The 18,514-nt window shown below is 58.7% G+C and carries 20 protein-coding genes; 8 read left to right on the forward strand and 12 right to left on the reverse strand.

The features are described 5' to 3' along the window. Positions 1 to 2: 2 nt before the first annotated feature. The 3 genes from AC5S27_RS01110 to AC5S27_RS01120 all read left to right on the forward strand — a co-directional run bounded on the left by AC5S27_RS01110 (position 3) and on the right by AC5S27_RS01120 (position 1,721). Positions 3 to 530 carry a zinc ribbon domain-containing protein gene (locus AC5S27_RS01110; RefSeq protein WP_493932741.1) on the forward strand — a complete coding sequence of 176 codons (528 nt, stop codon included), beginning with the start codon at positions 3 to 5 and terminating at the stop codon, positions 528 to 530. Positions 531 to 659: 129 nt separating this feature from the next. Then, complete coding sequence (locus AC5S27_RS01115; protein ID WP_493937252.1) at positions 660 to 1,514, forward strand: LytR/AlgR family response regulator transcription factor; 855 nt, start codon at positions 660 to 662, stop codon at positions 1,512 to 1,514. Positions 1,515 to 1,538: 24 nt separating this feature from the next. Further along, entirely contained in the window at positions 1,539 to 1,721 is a 183-nt protein-coding gene (locus AC5S27_RS01120) for a hypothetical protein (RefSeq protein ID WP_493932742.1), read from the forward strand. Positions 1,722 to 1,725: 4 nt separating this feature from the next. Here AC5S27_RS01120 and purD read toward each other — a convergent pair whose 3' ends face one another. Further along, on the reverse strand, positions 1,726 to 3,036 hold the full coding sequence (gene purD / locus AC5S27_RS01125; RefSeq protein ID WP_493932743.1) for a phosphoribosylamine--glycine ligase: 1,311 nt from the start codon (positions 3,034 to 3,036) through the stop codon (positions 1,726 to 1,728). Positions 3,037 to 3,161: 125 nt separating this feature from the next. Between purD and AC5S27_RS01130 the strand changes: the two genes are divergently transcribed. Together AC5S27_RS01130 and miaA are read left to right on the forward strand one after the other, a co-directional pair. Next, complete coding sequence (locus AC5S27_RS01130) at positions 3,162 to 3,350, forward strand: hypothetical protein (protein WP_493932744.1); 189 nt, start codon at positions 3,162 to 3,164, stop codon at positions 3,348 to 3,350. Beyond that, positions 3,335 to 4,303 carry a tRNA (adenosine(37)-N6)-dimethylallyltransferase MiaA gene (gene miaA / locus AC5S27_RS01135; RefSeq protein ID WP_493932745.1) on the forward strand — a complete coding sequence of 323 codons (969 nt, stop codon included), beginning with the start codon at positions 3,335 to 3,337 and terminating at the stop codon, positions 4,301 to 4,303. The genes AC5S27_RS01130 and miaA overlap by 16 nt, the downstream gene beginning before the upstream one ends. A gap of 190 nt (positions 4,304 to 4,493) precedes the next feature. Here the strand turns inward: miaA and AC5S27_RS01140 are convergent, their stop codons facing one another. The 6 genes from AC5S27_RS01140 to glmS all read right to left on the reverse strand — a co-directional run bounded on the left by AC5S27_RS01140 (position 4,494) and on the right by glmS (position 10,515). Then, positions 4,494 to 5,183, reverse strand: a complete 690-nt coding sequence (locus AC5S27_RS01140) for a YceH family protein (RefSeq protein WP_493932746.1) — start codon at positions 5,181 to 5,183, stop codon at positions 4,494 to 4,496. 113 nt (positions 5,184 to 5,296) lie between these two features. Continuing rightward, the gene (locus AC5S27_RS01145) at positions 5,297 to 6,307 is read right to left on the reverse strand and encodes an SDR family oxidoreductase (protein ID WP_493932747.1); all 1,011 of its coding nucleotides are present in this window, start codon (positions 6,305 to 6,307) and stop codon (positions 5,297 to 5,299) included. A 149-nt stretch (positions 6,308 to 6,456) separates the two neighbouring features. Then, positions 6,457 to 6,840, reverse strand: a complete 384-nt coding sequence (locus AC5S27_RS01150) for a cupin domain-containing protein (RefSeq protein WP_493932748.1) — start codon at positions 6,838 to 6,840, stop codon at positions 6,457 to 6,459. Positions 6,841 to 6,925: 85 nt separating this feature from the next. Continuing rightward, positions 6,926 to 7,756 (reverse strand): DUF3037 domain-containing protein, encoded by an 831-nt coding sequence (locus AC5S27_RS01155; protein ID WP_493932749.1) that lies wholly within the window; start codon positions 7,754 to 7,756, stop codon positions 6,926 to 6,928. Then, positions 7,753 to 8,529, reverse strand: a complete 777-nt coding sequence (locus AC5S27_RS01160; protein WP_493932750.1) for a HipA family kinase — start codon at positions 8,527 to 8,529, stop codon at positions 7,753 to 7,755. The genes AC5S27_RS01155 and AC5S27_RS01160 overlap by 4 nt, the downstream gene beginning before the upstream one ends. 102 nt (positions 8,530 to 8,631) lie before the next feature. Next, positions 8,632 to 10,515 (reverse strand): glutamine--fructose-6-phosphate transaminase (isomerizing), encoded by a 1,884-nt coding sequence (gene glmS, locus AC5S27_RS01165; RefSeq protein WP_493932751.1) that lies wholly within the window; start codon positions 10,513 to 10,515, stop codon positions 8,632 to 8,634. A 118-nt stretch (positions 10,516 to 10,633) separates the two neighbouring features. Here glmS and AC5S27_RS01170 point away from each other — a divergent pair, with 118 nt between their 5' ends. Further along, entirely contained in the window at positions 10,634 to 11,095 is a 462-nt protein-coding gene (locus AC5S27_RS01170) for a hypothetical protein (protein WP_493932752.1), read from the forward strand. A 38-nt stretch (positions 11,096 to 11,133) separates the two neighbouring features. Here AC5S27_RS01170 and AC5S27_RS01175 read toward each other — a convergent pair whose 3' ends face one another. Continuing rightward, a complete protein-coding gene (locus AC5S27_RS01175; protein ID WP_493932753.1) occupies positions 11,134 to 11,571 on the reverse strand; it encodes a hypothetical protein in 438 nt (145 codons plus the stop codon). Positions 11,572 to 11,576: 5 nt separating this feature from the next. Next, a complete protein-coding gene (gene purS / locus AC5S27_RS01180) occupies positions 11,577 to 11,822 on the reverse strand; it encodes a phosphoribosylformylglycinamidine synthase subunit PurS (RefSeq protein WP_493932754.1) in 246 nt (81 codons plus the stop codon). Between the two features lie 208 nt (positions 11,823 to 12,030). Here purS and AC5S27_RS01185 point away from each other — a divergent pair, with 208 nt between their 5' ends. Continuing rightward, positions 12,031 to 12,576, forward strand: a complete 546-nt coding sequence (locus AC5S27_RS01185; protein WP_493932755.1) for an inorganic diphosphatase — start codon at positions 12,031 to 12,033, stop codon at positions 12,574 to 12,576. A 9-nt stretch (positions 12,577 to 12,585) separates the two neighbouring features. Further along, positions 12,586 to 13,779 carry a serine hydrolase domain-containing protein gene (locus AC5S27_RS01190; RefSeq protein ID WP_493932756.1) on the forward strand — a complete coding sequence of 398 codons (1,194 nt, stop codon included), beginning with the start codon at positions 12,586 to 12,588 and terminating at the stop codon, positions 13,777 to 13,779. A gap of 54 nt (positions 13,780 to 13,833) precedes the next feature. On the opposite strand, the gene AC5S27_RS01195 is transcribed toward AC5S27_RS01190, so the two are convergent. From AC5S27_RS01195 to AC5S27_RS01205, 3 genes are all read right to left on the reverse strand, one after another. Then, positions 13,834 to 15,654, reverse strand: a complete 1,821-nt coding sequence (locus AC5S27_RS01195; RefSeq protein WP_493932757.1) for a glycoside hydrolase family 13 protein — start codon at positions 15,652 to 15,654, stop codon at positions 13,834 to 13,836. Between the two features lie 138 nt (positions 15,655 to 15,792). Then, positions 15,793 to 17,664: an AsmA family protein gene (locus AC5S27_RS01200; protein WP_493932758.1), complete on the reverse strand. Its 1,872-nt coding sequence runs from the start codon at positions 17,662 to 17,664 to the stop codon at positions 15,793 to 15,795. 136 nt (positions 17,665 to 17,800) lie between these two features. Next, positions 17,801 to 18,403, reverse strand: a complete 603-nt coding sequence (locus tag AC5S27_RS01205; protein WP_493932759.1) for a DJ-1/PfpI family protein — start codon at positions 18,401 to 18,403, stop codon at positions 17,801 to 17,803. Positions 18,404 to 18,514: the final 111 nt, after the last annotated feature.

The raw sequence follows: 18,514 nt of genomic DNA on the forward strand, positions 1-18,514 counted from the left end.
CCATGCGCGATCCACAATCCATTCCGGTCAATGAAGACGCACAGCTGATCCCTGTATGGTCGATGATCGTAGCGGGCATCGCCTTTGTGGCCGTCGAGTATTACTTCTGGTACATTTTGCCGGAGCAGCGGCATCATCCGCCGGCGCCGCTGGGATTGCGGGCCTATTTGAATCTGTCGTGGGGGATTCTGACGGCGCTCTATTTCCTGATGGTGGGATATGTGAGCCGGGATGCTCCGCGTCGGGCAATGAGCACGCGATTCTGGATGCTCCTCTGCTTTGTGCTGCCAGGCGGTATAGGTGCGGTGTTGTACTTCCTGCTGCGCCTGCCCGTGACTTCGCTATGCGCGGCATGCGGCACGCATGTGCAGAATGAGTTTCATTTCTGCCCGCAGTGCAGCTATCAATTGACGGCAAGCTGTGGGAACTGCTTCCGGTCGGTGCGGATCACGGATCAGTTCTGCACGCGGTGCGGGCACGAGCTGGCTGAGGATCATATGCCGGCGCGGCTCCGGGCGCTGGTGGATTAGACTCACTAGGTCAGGCTTTGCAAGGCGGATTCTGCAAGACTGGATAGGAAGGACCCGCTGGCCGTGCCGAACAGTCATCTCAAGGACGATTCCCTGCAACCTTCCACAGGTTCCGATGCTCCAATCCCTATGCCTATCACGGCTTTAGTGATTGATGACGAGCAACTCGCCCGCGAAGAGTTGAAGTACCTACTCGACTCGATTGGGAACGTAGATGTACTTGCTGAGGGGTCGAACGGGATTGAGGCTCTCGAACTCATCGAGGAGCATCAGCCAGACGTGGTGTTTCTGGATGTGCAGATGCCAGGGCTGGACGGGTTTGCAGTGGTCAAGCATTTGGTGGATCATGCCGATCCCGCACTTACGCAGCGTATGCCGCTGATTGTCTTTGCCACAGCGTATGACCAATACGCGGTTCGCGCCTTCGATGTGAATGCAGTTGACTATCTTCTGAAGCCGTTTGATCGCAGCCGTATTGTGCAAGCTGTGGAGCGGACTCGCTCACGTATGCAGGATCTTGGGCAGGATGGACTGAATTCCGCGCTACCGTCGGCTTCAACCTCCCATGGCGGGCGCGGTGTGGATGCCGGGATCAACACGATGCTGGAGCGGTTGCACCGGCAACCGGAGCGGCAGTCCGGAAAACTGCCGAGCAAGCTCATCGTGCAGGTGCAGAGCAGACTGCTGCTGGTGGACCAGTCTGACATATGCTTTGCGGCGATTGAGGACGGGACGATTCGGGTGGTTACGCCAACCGTTGAGGGGCAGTCGAAGTGCCGGACACTCGAAGATCTTCTGGAGTTGCTGGACCCGAATCTGTTCTGGCGGGCGCATCGCGGCTTTGTGGTGAATATCAATCACATTCGCGAGGTGGTGCCGTGGTTCAAGTCGAGCTACCAGCTTCGCATGGACGACAAGAGGCAGACGGAGATTCCTGTGAGCCGGGCACAGACGCGCCGGTTGCGGGAACTATTCAACCTATAAAGAGCACTTGACGGACAGGACGTTATGATCAGCTTTTTTCGAGGTATTACGAACGGATTTATTAATTTCTTTGGAATTACACAACCTACGCCACAGCAGGAGCGGCGGGCGGCCTGGTTTATATGCGGAATGCTGGCGCTGATCCTGCTTGCGGCTGCGGCCATCTTTCTGGCGATTGTCTTTGCGTTCGGACGTCAGGGCCACTAACTCGTCACGCGCCGGGTTTATTGAGTGCGCGGTGGCCGATGTCTTTGCGGAAGTACATGTCTTGAAAGCTAATCTTGCTCAGGGCTGCGTAGGCGTCGTTGAGGGCTTCCTGCAACGTGGGGGCGGCTGCAGTGACGCCGAGGACGCGGCCACCGGCGGTACGGACTTCACCGTTGACCAGAGCTGTGCCGGAATGGAAGACCTGGACGCCGGGGAGCTTGGTCACTTCATCCAGGCCGTTGATGGGGTAGCCGGTGTGGTAGGTGCCGGGGTATCCGCCGGAGGCAGCGATGACGCAGGCGCTGGCGCCGGGCTTCCACTTGAATTCGGTTTCGGAGAGGCGGCCGTCGACGCAGGCTTCGAGGGCTTCGACGAGATCGAAGCCGCCTTCGTAGTCGAGGCGCATGAGGATGGCCTGGGTTTCTGGATCGCCGAAGCGGGTGTTGTATTCGAGCACCTGTGGGCCGCGGGCGGTCATCATGAGGCCGATGTAGAGGACGCCTACGAACGGGGTGTCTTCGTCGGCCATGCCTTTGAGAGTGGGGCGGGCGATGTGCTTCAGGACCCACTCCTGCATTTCTGGTTCAAGGATGGCGTTGTTCGAATAGACGCCCATGCCGCCGGTGTTGGGGCCGGTGTCGCCTTCGCCGATGCGCTTATGGTCTTGCGCGGGAGCGAGTGGGGCCACGTGCTTGCCGTCACAGAGACAGAGGAAGCTGACTTCTTCGCCGATGAGGAACTCTTCGATGACGAGCTGCTGCTCGGGTGTGCCGATGAGCTTGCCACTGAAGAGGCCGTGGGCGGCTTCTAGCGCCGCGCGGCGGGACTGGCAGATGACGACGCCTTTGCCGGCGGCGAGCCCATCGGCTTTGACGACGATCGGGGCGTGGAAGAACTCGATGGCTTTTTCGACTTCTTCTGACGAGGTGCAGACGGCGTAGTTGGCAGTGGGGATCTGGTGGCGCTGGAGGAAGCGCTTGGCGAAGGACTTGCTGGTTTCTAGCATGGCCGCGGCTTTGCTGGGGCCGAAGACTTTGAGGCCGCGGAGCTGAAGCTCGTCGACGAGGCCGAGGGATAACGGGAGTTCCGGGCCGACGATGGTGAGGCCGGGCTGCTCCTGGATGGCTACTTTCACCATGGCGTCGAGGTCGGAGAGGGACACGGGGACGAGGCGAGACTTGCATTGCGACGAGCCGACGGAGGCCATACCGCCGTTACCGGGGGCGCAGACGACTTCTGTGACCTTGGGGCTCTTTGCTACTGCCCAGGCGAGTGCATGCTCGCGTCCGCCTGAACCAAAAATCAAGACTTTCATCGTTTATCCCTGCCTGGGCCGTTGCAAGTGAGTTGCAGCTTTCTTACAGGTTAGCTGAGTCTGGGGAGGAAGTGCCAATCGAAGGCTCCGCTATACTTTCGGAGGGCTGAGCGAGGGAGGTCCGAGTGGAGAATCGAGTTCAAAGGCTGGAAGTTCGGCGGGACCGTGACGCTCGGCGCGAGGGGCAGCAGCGGCTGTTTGGGCGGAATCAGGCGATCGGGCTGCTGGTGGTGGCGCTAGGGGTGCTTGTATACCGGCTGGTCGTGATGTCGGCCGGGACGCTGTTTCCGGCGGGGTGGTGGCGGCTTTGGTAGTTGCTGGTACAGATTTGTCTGATCCGCTGGCGGTTTTGATTCTGGGGCCTACGGGCAGCGGGAAGACGGCGCTTTCGCTAGCGCTGGCGGAGCGATTTGGCGGGGAGATTATCAGCTGCGATTCTGTGGCCGTCTATCGCGGGATGGACCTGGGGTCGGCCAAGCCTACGTGCGAGGAACAGGCGCGGGCGCGGCATCATTTGATTGACGTGGTTGATCCGGATGAGCGGATGACTGCCGGGGAATACAGCAGGCTGGCGCGGGCGGCGCTGCGGGAGATTGCCAGGCGTGGTCGGTTGCCGATTGTTACGGGCGGGACGGGACTGTATCTGCGCGCGCTTACGGAAGGTTTGTTTGCCGGGCCGGCGCGGCAGGATGAACTGCGGGCTCGGCTGAATGCCAGTCATGAGAAACACGGGGTCGGATGGCTGCACCGGATTCTTAGGCGGCTCGACCCGGTGGCGGCGGGGCGGATTCATGCCAACGATGTGCCGAAGCTGATCCGGGCGATAGAGGTTTGCCTGGCAGGGAAGCTGCCGATTTCTGAGGCGTTTGCGGCCGGGGCCACTCCAGGGCGTGATCCGCTTACGGGCTTCCGGTTGCTGCGGATTGGGCTGAATCCGGCTCGAGCTGATCTCTATGGGCGCTTGAATGCGCGGGCCGCGGGGATGTTTGCGGCTGGGCTGGTGGAGGAGGCGCGTAGTTTGGTGGAGCGCTTCGGGCGGGTGCAGGCGCTGGATGCTCTTGGGTACCGGCAGGCTGTTGCGGTGGTGGATGGGTTGCTGACGCTTGAGGACGCGGTAGCGCAGGCGCAGCAGGGGCATCGGAATTATGCGAAGCGGCAGTTGACCTGGTTTCGGCGGGAGCCTGAGGTTGAGTGGATCGAGGACTTTGGGGATGCGCCCGGGACGTTGGCGGCTAGTGTGGCGCTGATTCAACGGCAGGTTGGCTGAGTTGAGTGAGATTCGATTCGATTACGTGCGGCCAGAGAAGCGAAAGACTTACCTCGGGGGCTAAAGGCCACCCTAGATTTCCTGTTTTGTGCCGGGGATGAATCCCCGGCCTACCTTAGAAGCAAATTCAACGCCGGCGAGAAGCGAGTTCATCGTTCGACGCTCGAGTAACGGCATTGCGGCAAGTGGATTACTCGAGGAGTTTGGAGAGGCGGCTGAATTCTTCGCGGAGTTCGCCGAGTTCGCGGGTTAGGATGGCTACTTCGGCTTCGAGCTGGGCCATGCGTTCTTTGAGCTCTTCGTCGTCGGCTGAGCTGGTGGCGCTACTTTGGCTGCTGGCGTAGGAATAGGACGTGGACGATTGGCTTACGGCTGGTTCGAAGGATTCTACGTCGCCGGAGAGCAGGTGGGTGTAGCGGGCTTCCTTGGTGCCGGGCTGGCGCGGGAGGATTTTTACCAGAGGCTCGGGTTCGCGGGCGATAAGGCGCTGGAGGACGGACTGGACGTCGCTTAGCTCGTCGAACTTATACATGCGCTCGGTTCGTCCTCGGAGTTCGCCTGGGGTTTGCGGGCCACGCAGGAGCAGGACGCAGACTACGGCGATTTCGCCGCGGGTGAAGTTGAAGACTTCCTGGACGCGGTGCTCGTATTTGGCGACGCGGCTGTCGCTGCGGACGGCTCCGGCGAGGCGTTCGGTTTCGAGGCTGTGGAGGGCCTGGCGGACCTCGGCTTCATCGAGCGACGTGACGGGCTCGCGGTTGTTTTTCTGGTTGCAGGCGTTGACGAGCGCGTTGAGCGAGAGCGGGTAGTACTCGGGGGTGGTGATTTCCTTTTCGATGAGCGCGCCGAGGACGCGGGCTTCGGTCGGGGTAAGGTGCATGGCGGGCCTCTGCGGTCAATCTTCGCAGACGCCGGTGCGCGCGGGATAGTGGACGAGAAAAAGCCGCCAAGCATTGAGCTTGGCGGCTTCGAAGGCACTTCAAGTGTAGGTGATTATGGTTGGCCGGTGCCGCCGGCTGATCCGTAGACCTGGCCGTTGGCATAGCTGGCGTCGGCTGCGGCTAGTTGAACGTAGATGGAGCCAAGTTCGGCTGGCTGACCGGGGCGGCCGAGTGGGGTTTGTCCGCCGAACTGCTTGAGCTTTTCCTGGCTGGCGCCACCGCTGACCTGCAACGGGGTCCAGATGGGGCCGGGGGCGACGCCGTTGACACGGATGCCTTTGGGGCCGAGCTGCTTGGCGAGCGACTTAACGTAGTTCATGGTCGCGGCCTTGGTCTGGGCGTAGTCGTAGAGGTCCGGGGATGGGTCGTAGGCCTGCTCGGAGGTGGTACCGATGATGACCGAGCCGGGCTTGAGGTGGGGAAGGGCGGCCTTGATGATCCAGAAGGGCGCGTAGATGTTGGTTTTCATGGTCCAGTCAAACTCTTCGCTGGAGATGTCGAGGATGGATGGCTTGCTCTGCTGGCGGCCTGCGTTGTTGATGACGATGTCGAGTCCGCCGAGGCCTTCGACGGCTTTAGCGACGAGCTGGGTGCAGAAGTGTTCGTCGCGGAGGTCGCCGGGGATGGCAATGGCTTTGCGGCCTTCGGCTTTGATGAGCGCGATAACTTCCTGGGCGTCGGGTTCTTCGGTGGGGTAGTAGTTGATCGCGACGTCGGCGCCCTCGCGGGCGTAGGCGATGGCGGCGGCGCGGCCCATGCCGGAGTCGCCGCCTGTGATGAGGGCTTTACGCCCGGCGAGACGGCCAGAGCCGCGGTAGCTGGTTTCGCCGTGGTCGGGCTTCGGGTCCATCTTGCTGGCGAGGCCTGGCCAAGGCTGGGACTGGCCGGCGAACGGCGGCCTGGGGTATTTAGTTGTTGGGTCCTGGAGCGGCTGAGCGGTCGGAGTGACTGATGAAGAGGCGGCGTTGCCAATCCCTGGGGCGACGGTGGCTGCGGCGAGGCCTGCGCCCATGGAGGTGACCATTCGGCGCCGGGAAAATAGCTGGGGTTCTTTGTTCTGCATGGTGAATTACTCCCTATGCCTAGCTTCGTTGCCAGGGATTGGGAGTGAGGTTGCGCGGGTCCTTCAATGGGGAGGGCGAATCGTGTGCAATAGAGAACGCTCTTTCACCGCACGCGGACTCTTGCGGCGAAAGGTTTCATCCTGTGGACTCAGCTTTGGTTTTCCGAAGGAGCGGAGCGCAGGTAAGCGTCGTCGCGGTCGATCCAGTCCTGGCGTGGAGGGTTGAAGATATCGAGGTCGACGGTGTCTTCGAGAGCGAAGGCTTCGTGGGGTACATGGGGTGGGATGCAGAGGACTTCGCCTGCGTGGACGGTGACTTCGCGGCCTTCGAGGTGGAACTTCAGGGCGCCGTCGAGGACGTAGGTGATCTGCTCGTTGTGATGGCTGTGGAGCGGGACGTGCGCGCCCTTCTTGAGCAGGACGCGGGCCACCATAACGTTGCTGCCGACGACGAACTGGCGGCCGATGAGGTTGTTCATGGGCTCGACTTCGATGTCGGCCCAGCGGGTGAGGGTGGATTCGGATGAGGGCATTTTGGGCTCCGGTTTACGGGGCAAGCCATGGTACGACTAGCCGGCCTAGGCGACGTGAATTTTCGAGCGTTGAGCGACCTTTGAATCAGTGGTTCGCTATTTCTTGCGCTAGTTCCTCTGCAAATGCGTCTGCCTCGGATTCACGGACAAATTCCTTCCTCCCGGGCATTTTGTTTAGGATGTTTTGCGCCTTTATAAATGTTTCCTTCAAGCGATCGTCCGTAGGCTCGCCTAACAGCATATGGATTTTGAATGACTCTGGACTATCCATCAAGCTGGTAACGCGGCCTAGCCAACGATTCGCCTTTTCGAGTATTGAACTTGCCTCGACCATATCAAAGGAGATCGGTTCGTAGACGTGCCAAATTTCGTTCTTCCAAGATCTCTCGAAGTCATATTCATAACTGGATGCCACAATTGTCTTAGGACTCAGTCGCTGTGTCACGTGAACGCGGTCTAACGGTTCCTTAAAAACGCGCCACACGTCCTCTTTTGTTCGGCGAGCTTCACCTGCGGATGTGTATCGTTCGACATGCCGCTTAAACAACTCAGATAAAGTTCTATCAAGATCATTACTTAGACCAACTCCGACCTTTGAAAACTGGAATGCGCTGTCATCAGCGGGGAGCACCTTTGCCAGAATTTGCTCGATGCTAACACTTGGATCGAATGGGAGAGCGGACTTCTGCGCCTGACCGGACAGACAAATCTGATCCTGCAGGTACCGTGAGATTTGGCGGAATCGTGGACCGTCGATCTCATGGAAGAGGTGGGTGATACGTCCATACTTTTGCGTACAGATAGCTCGCAAGAATTGAGCCTGAGGTGAGAAAACAGCGACACCGATATTTACGAACTCTTGCGTTGTGGGGTCGTGAACATAACGCAAAACGCTGAAGCTGTACTCGAACTTCATACTAGGAACCTCCGAATTTCCTCGGCAAACTCTTCCGCGTGCTGTCTCATCGTGCGAAGATGTTGGCCGATTTTCGGTACGTCGTCATTGTTCCACTCAAAGGGCACATCCGCAAAAATCATGTCAACTATCAAATCCGAAAGATCAGCTAAGCGCAGTGTAAAGTCTGTGAGATCTGAGGGCTGAGACTTCAACTGACGGTAGAAGACGTGATTCGTCAGGAATCGTTGATCTAACCTCCACGGAGTAGTCGAAGGGAATATAGCCATGAGAAACGAGAATGCCAGCTCGTGATCAAGGATCAACACCGTGTCTCCATTCACAAGCACATTAGCATTGTCGAACCGTCTGTCCGGATTCTGCACAAAGGCATCGAAGGCAAAAATCTCGGTCGCAGCCTGCCGCATTGCGCCTGAAAGAGACCTATCAACAGGCCAAGTTCCGAATCCGATCACTTCTCGTGTTCCGAAGTTCAAACCAACGCTGCCATTCATCAGTTCGGCTTTGGATGGGTGGGAATCAGCGATCAACCTTGCGAGCGCCGGCTCGATCCTAATGAGTGCTGGTTCAGGCGTTGGCAAAGCAAAATGAGATACCAGTTTGTTCCCGATTAGTTCTTTGAGCAATCCAGACTGGTGGATCGATCCGCGAAGCTTAACCACCCAGTCTCCCGCTGCTGCCCCGGTCTCGTCTTCACAGCTGACTAACATCGGAGAGGTCCTCCCGCTCGTCATGAACCGCGTAAATTGATAGGCACTCAAATTCTGAATCATAGAGTGATTAGCGAACTATCGCTTGGACCTCTCAAATGGACTGTCTGCTTAAAAGTAGCCAGATCATATCATTTTGATGTGCCTTTTCACCCTACTCGTACGTCATTCCACGGTGACGGACTTGGCTAGATTGCGGGGCTGGTCTACGTCGCAGCCTCTTCTTACGGCTATGTGATAGGCGAGGAGTTGCAGGGGGACGATTTCGAGCAGGGGGAGCAGGAGTTCAGGGGCTTGGGGGATGGTGATGACCTGCTCTACCAGTTGGGCGATGTCCTGTTGGCCTTCGATGGCGATGGCGATCACTCGGCCTGATCTCGCGGTGACTTCCTGGACGTTGGAGAGGGTCTTTTCGTAGCGGAGTCTTGAGCCGGGGTCGGTGGGATCCTGGGTGGCGAGAACAACGACTGGCAGTGTTTCGTCGATGAGAGCGTTGGGGCCGTGCTTCATTTCGCCGGCGGGGTAGCCTTCGGCGTGGATGTAGCTGATTTCTTTGAGCTTGAGAGCGCCTTCGAGGGCGATGGGGAAGTGGATACCGCGGCCGAGGTAGAGGAAGTCGCGGGCGGTGGAGAACTGCTTGGCCAGCTCTTCGCACTGGGCGGAGATGCGGGGGAGCATGTCGTTGATCTTGGCCGGGATTTTGCCGAGTTCTTCGACGAGGGCCAGCGACTCCGCCTGGGTTAGCTGCTTGCGGACCTGAGCCAGGTGTAGAGCGAAGAGGAACAGCGCGGTGATCTGCGCGGTGAAAGCCTTTGTGCTGGCTACGCCGATTTCAGGGCCAGCGTGGGTGTAGATGGTGCCATTGGCGTCGCGGGTGATCATGGCTCCGACGACGTTGCAGATGGCTACCGTTTTGGAGCCTAGGGCGATCATTTCGCGCTGGGCGGCCAGGGTGTCGGCGGTTTCGCCGGACTGAGTGATGAGCAGGCCGAGCGCGTTGGGGTCGGCGATGGGCGAGCGGTAGCGGTACTCGCTGGCGTAGTCGACTTCGACGGGGATGCGGGCGAGGCGCTCGATCATGTATTTGCCGGCGGTGGCGGCGTGCCAGCTGGTGCCGCAGGCGGCGATGTTGATGCTGGTGATCTGGGCGAGGTCTTCGGGCTTGAGGGCCATTTCGTTGAGAAAGACCTGGCCTGTGTCGAGCGAGACGCGGCTGAGGACGGTGTCGCGGATGGCGCGGGGCTGCTCGAAGATTTCCTTGAGCATGAAATGCTTGTAGCCGCCCTTTTCGGCCTGGATGGGGTCCCAGGTGATGCGCTGGATCTTGAGCGGGAGCGGTTTGCCGTCGAAGTCGGTAAGCTCGATGCCGTTGAGGGTGAGGATGGCCATTTCGCCATCGTTGAGGAAGGCGATGTTGCGGGTGTGGTGGAGGATGCCGGGGACGTCGGATGCGACGAAGTACTCGCCTTCGCCAACGCCGATGACTGCCGGTGGGCCGAAGCGGGCGGCAACGATCTTATTGGGTTCGAGCGAGGAGAGGACGCCGAGGGCGAAGGCTCCGGTGAGACGCTTGACGGCCTGGCGAACGGCACCCTCCAGCGAGATCGGCGCGCCTGCGGCTTCGGCGTCTTTCTGGATCTGTTCGATGAGGTGGGCGATGATCTCGGTGTCGGTTTCAGTGATGAATTTGTGGCCCTTGGCAGTGAGTTCGCGCTTGAGCTCCAGGTAGTTTTCCACGATGCCGTTGTGGACGACTACGATGCGTCCGGTGCAGTCGCGGTGGGGGTGGGCGTTTTCTTCGGTGGGGCGGCCATGGGTGGCCCACCGGGTGTGGCCGATTCCGTAGGTGCCGTGGAGCGGATGGTCGCGGAGAACCTGCTCGATGTTCTTGAGCTTTCCGGGGGCGCGAGCGATTTGCAGCTTTTCTTCGCCGGGGCAGCCGACAGCGATGCCGGCGGAATCATAGCCGCGATATTCGAGACGGCGTAAACCTTCGAGGATGACCGGGACAACTTCTTTGGGGCCGACGTAACCGACAATTCCGCACATAGTTGGATTGTAGAACCCGTTGCGGACGGTGGAGTTGCGTCAACGCTCAAGGTCGGGACTGGTCTGCGACTATTGGGTGTACTGGCGCGTCTTTGGAGCAGTCAAGGAGAAGCACTCAATGATTTCAAGATTTGTACGATTTGCGGGAGTGATCCCGGTGTTTGCAGTTGTCCTGGTTCTGTCTGGTTGCGTGAAGCTGGGTATGTACCCTGTTTCAGGACCAGTTGCCGCCAAGATACCTCCGCCCGTGTTTCGAGCCAAGATCAGTGCCAACATGGCGGCGAAGTCGGGCGCATTCTCTACGACGCTCGAGAACGGGGAACGATTTGATGGTCGCTGGAAGTTGGGTACTCCCGGACCGGCTGATCCGTCGTCGCCAACTGATCTGAGCGTGACGTGGGATTCCGTGTTTGGCCAGGGGTATTACGTGGCGCATGTGCTCGGGAACCGGACTTGCGGCGGCGCAACGATTACGGGAAGTGCGGGGACGGTGCTGCAGCTGCAATTATGCGGTGGGGACGGACAGAAAGCTGTAGCGAAAGACAGTCACGGGAATGTCTACAAGATGACAGTGAGCTGAAACTGATCTTTCGCCCTAGCGCGGCTGCGGACCCATCGCTATTGGGACGGCACCGCTGCGGGGCGGCTGATGTAGGCGCCAAAGAGGGCAGCCGGCGAGATCGCGAAGATGGCGATGAACTGGGTCCAGTGGGCCGCGTTGGGGGATTGGTACCAGGACCAGGTGGCCAGCGCTAGATTGGTCAGGACGAAGAGGCCACCGATGACCATGGCCTGGCGGCGGCAGAATTGCGCTCCGATCGCCGCTCCGAGGATGCCGAAGAAGATGCAGTAGACCGTGACGCCGGCGATGACCAGGGGCGATGCCGGTTTGGCTGCGTCCATGTGGGCGAGGACGAAGAGTCCGAAGGACGAGATGAAAGAGATGAGGTAGCCGACGATCCAGCCTGCGAGGCAACGGACGGCGGTAAGGATCGCTGAACCGATGGCGCGCAGAGGCGAAGAACTTTGCTGGTTTTCGCCAGATGCGGTTGCCATGGGGACTAGTCCTCGATGCGGTAGGTGAAGTCTTCGATGACGGGGTTGACCAGGACTTCCTTGGCAACGCGCTCGACTTCGGCCTTCGCAACATCGGCTGAGAGGCCGTCGGCAAGGGTGAGCTGGAAGTATTTGCCCTGGCGCACGGACTCGATTCCGGCGAACTGATGCTTGCGCAGCGCGTTCTGGATGGTCTGGCCCTGGGGATCGAGGACGGAGGTTTTCAAAGTTACGTAGACATGTGCCTTCATTTGCCGTAATTATAGTAGTTCCAGCGGCTTGCTGTATCCATCTCACGCTCCGGTACGTGGCTGTGGAAGAATCAGAATGGGCCGAGTCAGGCCTCATCCTCTTGCATGACGGATTCGGTTCACTTGACGGACTCAACTGGCAGACTAGCCTGACAAGAAGAATCATGACCATCCGCACCTAACCCCCGTAAGGAGAAGCGAGAACAGAATGATTAACTACCTTGAACTGCCGATCGGTGATCGTGCCCCGGAAGTCTTTCGCGCCGTCATCGAGATCCCGAAAGATGGGACGAATAAATTCGAGTACGACAAAGAGTTACATGTTTTCAAGCTGGATCGTAACTTGTATTCGCCGGTGCATTATCCAGGGGACTACGGATTTATCCCTTCGACGTTGAGTGATGATGGCGATCCGCTGGATGTGCTGGTGCTGGTGCCCTACTGCAGCTTCTCGGGATGCGTGCACGAGGTTCGTCCGATTGGCCTGCTGGAGATGATGGACCAGGGCGTGCTCGACGAAAAGGTTCTGGCTGTCGGTAACAACAATCCGCGCTATAACAATGTTTGGAATTACACAGATATTTATCCGCATATGTTGAAGGAGATTACGCACTTCTTCTCGATCTACAAGGATCTCGAAGGCAAGCGCGTGGAGATCAAGGGCTGGCACGATGCTGCATACGCGCGCGACCACATTGTGCGCTCAATGAAGCAGTTTGAAGACTCAAAGGCGAAGAAGGCCGAGAAGGCATAAGGGTAGCTGATGCTGAAGAAAGCCTGTGTGGTGCTGGGGTGCTTGCTGTTGCCGCTCTCCTGCGCTGCGCAGGCTTCTCTGCGTGATGCGGACGCGGTGCGCGCTTACTATGAGGCGGGGTTGAAGCGGAATGGGATTGTCGGGAGTTCGCTGATCATCCTGGATGGCAAGGACGTTGTCTTTCACGATGACTATGGGCTGCAGGGGAAGTCTCCTGATGTGCCGGTGGATGAGGCCACGACGTATCACTGGGCTTCGTGCACCAAGTCGCTGACGGGCATTGCGATTATGCAGCTGCGGGATCGCGGACTGCTGTCGCTGGATGATCCGCTGATTCAGTACATTCCTGAGCTGGCTGCGGTGCATGATCCGTTTGGGCCGATTGCGCAGGTTACGATTCGCGATGTGATGGCGCATGCCGGCGGCTTTCGCGATGCGACGTGGCCGTGGCATGACGATGACAAGGCGTGGCAGCCTTTTGAGCCAACGCAGTGGTCGCAGATTGTGGCCATGCTGCCGTATACCGATGTGGCTTTTGCGCCGGGGTCGAAGTTCAGTTATTCGAATCTTGGTGTGGTCTTTGAAGGCGAGATCATTGAGCGGCTTTCGGGCGATTCGTATGCCGTTTATATGGAGAAGAATGTGTTGCGGCCGTTGGGGATGAGCCGGTCTTACTTTGATCGCAGTCCTTACTTTCTGGTGCGCTACCGGTCGCATAGCTGGGATTTGAAAGATGGCAAGCTGACTGAGGATCCGTTTGACTTCAATACTGGGATTACGCGGTCGAATGGTGGATTGAATGCTCCGGTGAGTGACATGGTGAAATATCTGCGCTTCCTGCTTGGCGATGCGGCGAAGGCGGAGGAGTATGGCGTGGTGCTGAAGCGGGCATCGCTGGAGGAGATGTGGAAGCCATTTCTACCTGTCATGCCGGATGACGATTTTCAGTCGCGCAAAGGGGCCCGCGACGAGGTGGCTACCAGCTTCTTTGTGCATACGGATGGGGAGCTAAAGTTGATTGGACATGCTGGATGGCAGAACGGGTTTCGCAGCCATTTTTATATCGATCCGGTGGGGCATCGGGCTTATATTGTGGCTTACAACACGGATGCGCAGGACGAAGATAAAGGCGGCAAACGGAACACCCGTAGCTTCGATTTTGAATTGCGGGATTATCTGATCGATCACGTGTTTCGCAAATAGAAATGGCCAGGTCCCGGATTCGAGACCTGGCCATTGTTCTGCTTCGTTGGACTTCTATTTCACTTCGCCGATGTAGACGCCGTAGGGTGGAAGCTCGATTTTTTCGAGGCTGGCTGGATCGGATGAGCCTGGTGTTTTGAGCAGTGTGGTCAGCTTGCCGCTGGGGGTGCCAGAGATGAGGTTCACTGTCTGCGGTTCTGCTGTGAAATTAGTGGCTACGACTACCGCTGCGTTGCCGGGGCCTTTGCGCATCCAGCTCAGGACTTTCGAGTTTTCGGTGTCGAGCATTACGTTGTCGCCGTGGATGAAGATGGGGTTGGTCTTCTTCAACTGGATGAGAGACATGTACCAGTGGAGGAGGGAGTTGGGGTCGGACTCTTCCGTCTTGACGTTGATCTCGGATTTGTTGGGCGGGACGGGGAGCCACGGGGTTGAGCTGGTTGTGAAGCCGGCTTCGGCGCTGTCGTCCCACTGCATCGGAGTGCGCTCGCCATCGCGGCCTTTCTCCTTGGGCCAGCCGGTGACGCCGATGGGGTCTTTGACGTCTTCCTTGCGGGCGGGCGGCGTGGTTTTCATGCCGATTTCTGCGCCGTTGTAGAAGAGCGCTGCGCCTTTGCTGGCGAAGAGAACTGTCGAGATGACGCGGGTGATATCCGTGTCATGCACGCCGTCGCCGTAGCGGGCGTCGATGCGCGGGTTGTCGTGGTTGTCGAAGACGATCATGGGAACATTGCCGTCGATCTTCGATTCGACGTCGGAGATCTTGCTGCGGAAGGTGGCTACGTCCATCTTGTTGATGAAGCCGAGTTGGGTGTCCATGGGTAGCTCAAACTCAGGCTTATCCTTGGGGCCGTAAAGGCGCAGGAGATCGTTGATGGTGGGAACGTAAGTCTCGCCGATCATGATGCGTTTGCCAGGAAAGCTGGCCGCGGGGAAGTCGTCGAAGAGCTTACGATAATGCGCCATGACCGGGTGAACTTCGGGCAGATTGTCGGTGCGGACGTTCTCGAGAGTTACGTCACCGTAGGCGTTCTTGATGGTGTTCCCGTTGGAGTCTTTGATCTCTTTTTCGTCGATCCAGTTGGGGTCTTCAAAGAGGGTGGTGATGGCGTCGAAGCGGAAACCGGCTACGCCCTTCTTGAGCCAGAAGCGTGAGACTTCGTCGAAAGCCTTTTTGACTTCGGGATTGTTCCAGTTGAAGTCGGGCTGCTGGATATAGAACTTGTGGTAGTAGTACTGGCGGGTCTTTTCGTCCCACTCCCAGGCGGTGTGGCCGAAGATCGACTGCCAGTTGTTTGGGACTTCGCCTTTGCTGGTTGCGGTTTCGCCTTTGCCGTCTTTCCAGACGTACCAGTTGCGCTTGGGATTGTTGCGGGAGCTGCGCGATTCGAGGAACCACTTGTTCTGGTTGGAGGAGTGGTTCATGACCATGTCCATGATGACGCGGATGTTGCGCTTCTTTGCTTCGGCGAGGAGCTTGTCGAAGTCGGCCATGGTGCCGTACTGGGGGTCGATGGCTTCGTAGTCGGCGATGTCGTAGCCGAAGTCGGCCTGCGGCGAGGGGTAGATGGGGGTGAGCCAGATGGCTTCGACGCCGAGCTTTTGCAGGTAGTCAAGACGGGAGGTGATGCCGTTCAGGTCGCCGATGCCGTCGCCGTTGGAGTCCTGAAAGCTGCGCGGGTAGATCTCGTAGATGACGGCGTTCTTCCACCAGTCGTTGAGGGCGGCGGATGCATGGCGGGACCCAGAAGGCTTGGGTTCGGGTTTCGGATCGGCGGATTGGGCCATCCCTGACAGTGCCCACAGCGCGAGGGCTGAAGACACGACTGCATTACGTCCAGCCGCGAGGAGTGCGGCTCGATGCGTAGGTTTCATTGGGTGTTACCTCCGGTTGCCGCCCGCAGCTCAATGTGTTTGGCCGCGGTGTGACATGGCAAAAATAATGCATTCCGGGGGGATCTGTATATGGATTTGTCCTGTCAGTCGAGGCGGCTGAAACTGCCGGTATTCCGATCAGTCCTTGATGACGCCGGACTTCGTCTTATCGGGCGCATGGTCTTCAGACTTCTGCGTTTTGCCGAGGCGGTCGAAGTCTACGCCGAACTTTGGTTCCTTGCGTGTTCCCTGGACGTGGATTGGGACGTCGAGTCCGGCACCGTTCTTGCGGAGGAGGCCATCGGCAGGTTTGAGTAAGAAGCCTTTCCAGCCGCCAATGACCTTAGAAAGCGTGGCGTCGAGGCGGGCGTCGCCTTCGAAGTCGAGTGTGCCAGCCTGCAGGCCGTATTTGCCATGGGCGACGATCTCGGCACCGGGAACGAGGTAGTCGAGATCGGGGAGCTGCAGGATGCCGCTACCGAGTTTGAAGTGGCCGTGCATTTCGGAGAGGACCGTGGTGGGGTCGGTGGTCTTTACGTCGCCAGGCTTGCCCTGGCCGCGCAGACTGAGCTGCTCGATCTTGCCTTGCATGGAGGGATTGCTGAAGCGGGCCTGGGTGAGGTGGAACTGGCCGTCGAGAAAGAGTTTGTCCCAGACACTCTCCTTGCCCGGCGGCAGGTGGAACTTGGTCTGCAGCGTGAGATTGCCGGTCATGAAGGGCTGGTCGGCGTCGGCTGCAATCTGGAGGATATCCTCGATGCGGCCGCGGTCCATGGTTACGTCCAGCGCTATGTCATGGCCTTTGATCTTTTCTCCGTCGGCGCCGATGGTGCTCGCGAGGACGTCGTCGGCGCGCAGGACCTGCCCTTTGCAGATAAAATGCGTGTGGCCGAGGGTGGCGTCGACATTGCTGAGCCATGTATTGCCATTGGTGCCGTCCACTATGGCCTGGAAACTGGTCGTCAGCATGACGCCGGTGCCCTTCTTGACCCGTTCGAGGCGGAAATCGGGAGTCTGGGTCGTGCCCTGGGTGTTGATATGGCCGAGCGTGCCGGAATAGCTTCCAGTGGAGGTTAGGATGCCTTCGATGCCTTTGATGGTGCCGAGGTCGGCGTGCTCGAACCTGTAATCCCCGCTGATGGGCATGGCACCCGTATCTCCCGTAACCCACGGGCCGAAATGTCCGGTGGTGTGGATGATGCCGACGGGCCTGGCGTTGATCATGTCGACGGTAAAGGCGATGGGGCCGCCTTTGCCGTCGGGGAGGAGCGTGATTTTTCTAAGCTCGAAGTCGAGCGGGGGTTTGACCTTGTTGGGCTCCTGCTTGCGTACGATCAGGAGTGTGGCGTCATTGCACTCGATCTTCTTGATTTCGATGCGCGGCATCTTGAACAGGCCGCCATTATTGCCTTGCCCTTGGGATTGCTGCAAGTCGGCTGACTGAGGCTGGCCCGCGGATTGAGTGACGGCGCCAGTTTTAGTGAGATAAGGCCGATCTTCCTTAGGGGGAAGCACGACCTTGACCGTGTCTACGTGTATGACGTTGATGATGATGGGCATGCCGGGACGAAGATGCCAGGAGACGTGGAAATGCATGTGGCCGACGGCGATCCAGGGCTCGGGGTGCTGCTGTGCATACTGAGAGACCTGGCCGGACGCGTCTGGTCCCTGAGGCAGCCAGATGCGGAGCCCGTTGCCCTCCACCCAGAAGCCGTCGAGGACGGAAACACGCAGGTTGTCGAGATCGACCCGGGCATGAAAGCGCTTCTGCAGAGTTTCGATGAGAGCTGCCCGGATCATCGGTTCGGCGCGGTGAAGGAGGATAGCGACGGTGATACCTGCGACGAGAACGATAAAGAGCAGGATGAAGCCGATCCAGATGAGCCATTTGCTCAGGCGGGACAGCTTCCGGTGTTTCTTCGGAGCTGGTTGCAGTGTAGGGCTGCGCGGACTCTGAGAAGTGGCCGAAAGCGCGGCCTCACGATTCACTTCAGCGTTTCTTCCCGTCATTCCTCGCCCCATTGACTCCGTGCTGCGTCGATGCAGCGCGCGGAGTTGCCCTTCCATCCGAGTCTGTTTGATAGGACGCAGGTTTGGCTGGATTGGCTGCTTTTTTCACTTGCAGGAAATACGCCCTTCCTGTGGTCTAGACTTCGACGAGGTTCGATTTCTCTGCCAGGTGGCCGACCAGCACTTCCTGAAACATGGCGAGCCAGGTGGGGTGAGCCGGCCAGGCGGGAGCGGTAACGAGCTTGCCGTCCGTGATGGCAGCGGTGACCTCAATGGAAGCGAATTTCCCGCCCGCGAGGACCACTTCCGGCGAGCAGGCGGGATAGCAGCTGACCTGCTTGCCATCGATGACGCCTGCGGCGGCAAGAATCTGCGCAGCATGGCAGATGGCCGCAATCGGCTTATCGGCGCGGGCGAAGTAGCGGACGATATCGAGAATGCGCTCGTTGAGGCGGAGGTATTCGGGAGCGCGTCCACCGGGGATGACCAGGCCATCGTAGTCTTCTGCCTTGATGTCAGCAAACGTGGCGTTGAGGACGAAGTTGTGGCCGGGCTTCTCAGAGTAAGTCTGGTCGCCTTCGAAGTCGTGTATTGCGGTGCGGACGAACTGGCCTTTTGTCTTGTTCGGACAGACCGCGTCGACCGTGTGACCCACCATCTGTAGCGCCTGGAACGGCACCATCACTTCGTAATCCTCGACGTAATCTCCTACCAGCATCAGCAGTTTTGCATTTGCCATCGCTCAATCCTCCGTAACGAAATCATAATCCTGCTGAAACCAGGTTCGTGTTCCATACTGGCCCAAGGTCGATGTAAGCGATTACAGTGGATATGCCGCAAGTCGCGCAAA

Source organism: Acidicapsa borealis, assembly GCF_059115245.1.

What these genes read in the sequence shown, in the direction of transcription:
- AC5S27_RS01110 (WP_493932741.1), top strand. Translation starts at nt 3, where the DNA reads ATGCGCGATCCACAATCCATTCCGGTCAATGAAGACGCACAGCTGATC.
- AC5S27_RS01115 (WP_493937252.1), top strand. Translation starts at nt 660, where the DNA reads ATGCCTATCACGGCTTTAGTGATTGATGACGAGCAACTCGCCCGCGAA.
- AC5S27_RS01120 (WP_493932742.1), top strand. Translation starts at nt 1,539, where the DNA reads ATGATCAGCTTTTTTCGAGGTATTACGAACGGATTTATTAATTTCTTT.
- purD (WP_493932743.1), bottom strand. Translation starts at nt 3,036, where the DNA reads ATGAAAGTCTTGATTTTTGGTTCAGGCGGACGCGAGCATGCACTCGCC.
- AC5S27_RS01140 (WP_493932746.1), bottom strand. Translation starts at nt 5,183, where the DNA reads ATGCACCTTACCCCGACCGAAGCCCGCGTCCTCGGCGCGCTCATCGAA.
- AC5S27_RS01145 (WP_493932747.1), bottom strand. Translation starts at nt 6,307, where the DNA reads ATGCAGAACAAAGAACCCCAGCTATTTTCCCGGCGCCGAATGGTCACC.
- AC5S27_RS01150 (WP_493932748.1), bottom strand. Translation starts at nt 6,840, where the DNA reads ATGCCCTCATCCGAATCCACCCTCACCCGCTGGGCCGACATCGAAGTC.
- AC5S27_RS01155 (WP_493932749.1), bottom strand. Translation starts at nt 7,756, where the DNA reads ATGAAGTTCGAGTACAGCTTCAGCGTTTTGCGTTATGTTCACGACCCC.
- AC5S27_RS01160 (WP_493932750.1), bottom strand. Translation starts at nt 8,529, where the DNA reads ATGATTCAGAATTTGAGTGCCTATCAATTTACGCGGTTCATGACGAGC.
- glmS (WP_493932751.1), bottom strand. Translation starts at nt 10,515, where the DNA reads ATGTGCGGAATTGTCGGTTACGTCGGCCCCAAAGAAGTTGTCCCGGTC.
- AC5S27_RS01170 (WP_493932752.1), top strand. Translation starts at nt 10,634, where the DNA reads ATGATTTCAAGATTTGTACGATTTGCGGGAGTGATCCCGGTGTTTGCA.
- AC5S27_RS01175 (WP_493932753.1), bottom strand. Translation starts at nt 11,571, where the DNA reads ATGGCAACCGCATCTGGCGAAAACCAGCAAAGTTCTTCGCCTCTGCGC.
- purS (WP_493932754.1), bottom strand. Translation starts at nt 11,822, where the DNA reads ATGAAGGCACATGTCTACGTAACTTTGAAAACCTCCGTCCTCGATCCC.
- AC5S27_RS01185 (WP_493932755.1), top strand. Translation starts at nt 12,031, where the DNA reads ATGATTAACTACCTTGAACTGCCGATCGGTGATCGTGCCCCGGAAGTC.
- AC5S27_RS01190 (WP_493932756.1), top strand. Translation starts at nt 12,586, where the DNA reads ATGCTGAAGAAAGCCTGTGTGGTGCTGGGGTGCTTGCTGTTGCCGCTC.
- AC5S27_RS01195 (WP_493932757.1), bottom strand. Translation starts at nt 15,654, where the DNA reads ATGAAACCTACGCATCGAGCCGCACTCCTCGCGGCTGGACGTAATGCA.
- AC5S27_RS01200 (WP_493932758.1), bottom strand. Translation starts at nt 17,664, where the DNA reads ATGACGGGAAGAAACGCTGAAGTGAATCGTGAGGCCGCGCTTTCGGCC.
- AC5S27_RS01205 (WP_493932759.1), bottom strand. Translation starts at nt 18,403, where the DNA reads ATGGCAAATGCAAAACTGCTGATGCTGGTAGGAGATTACGTCGAGGAT.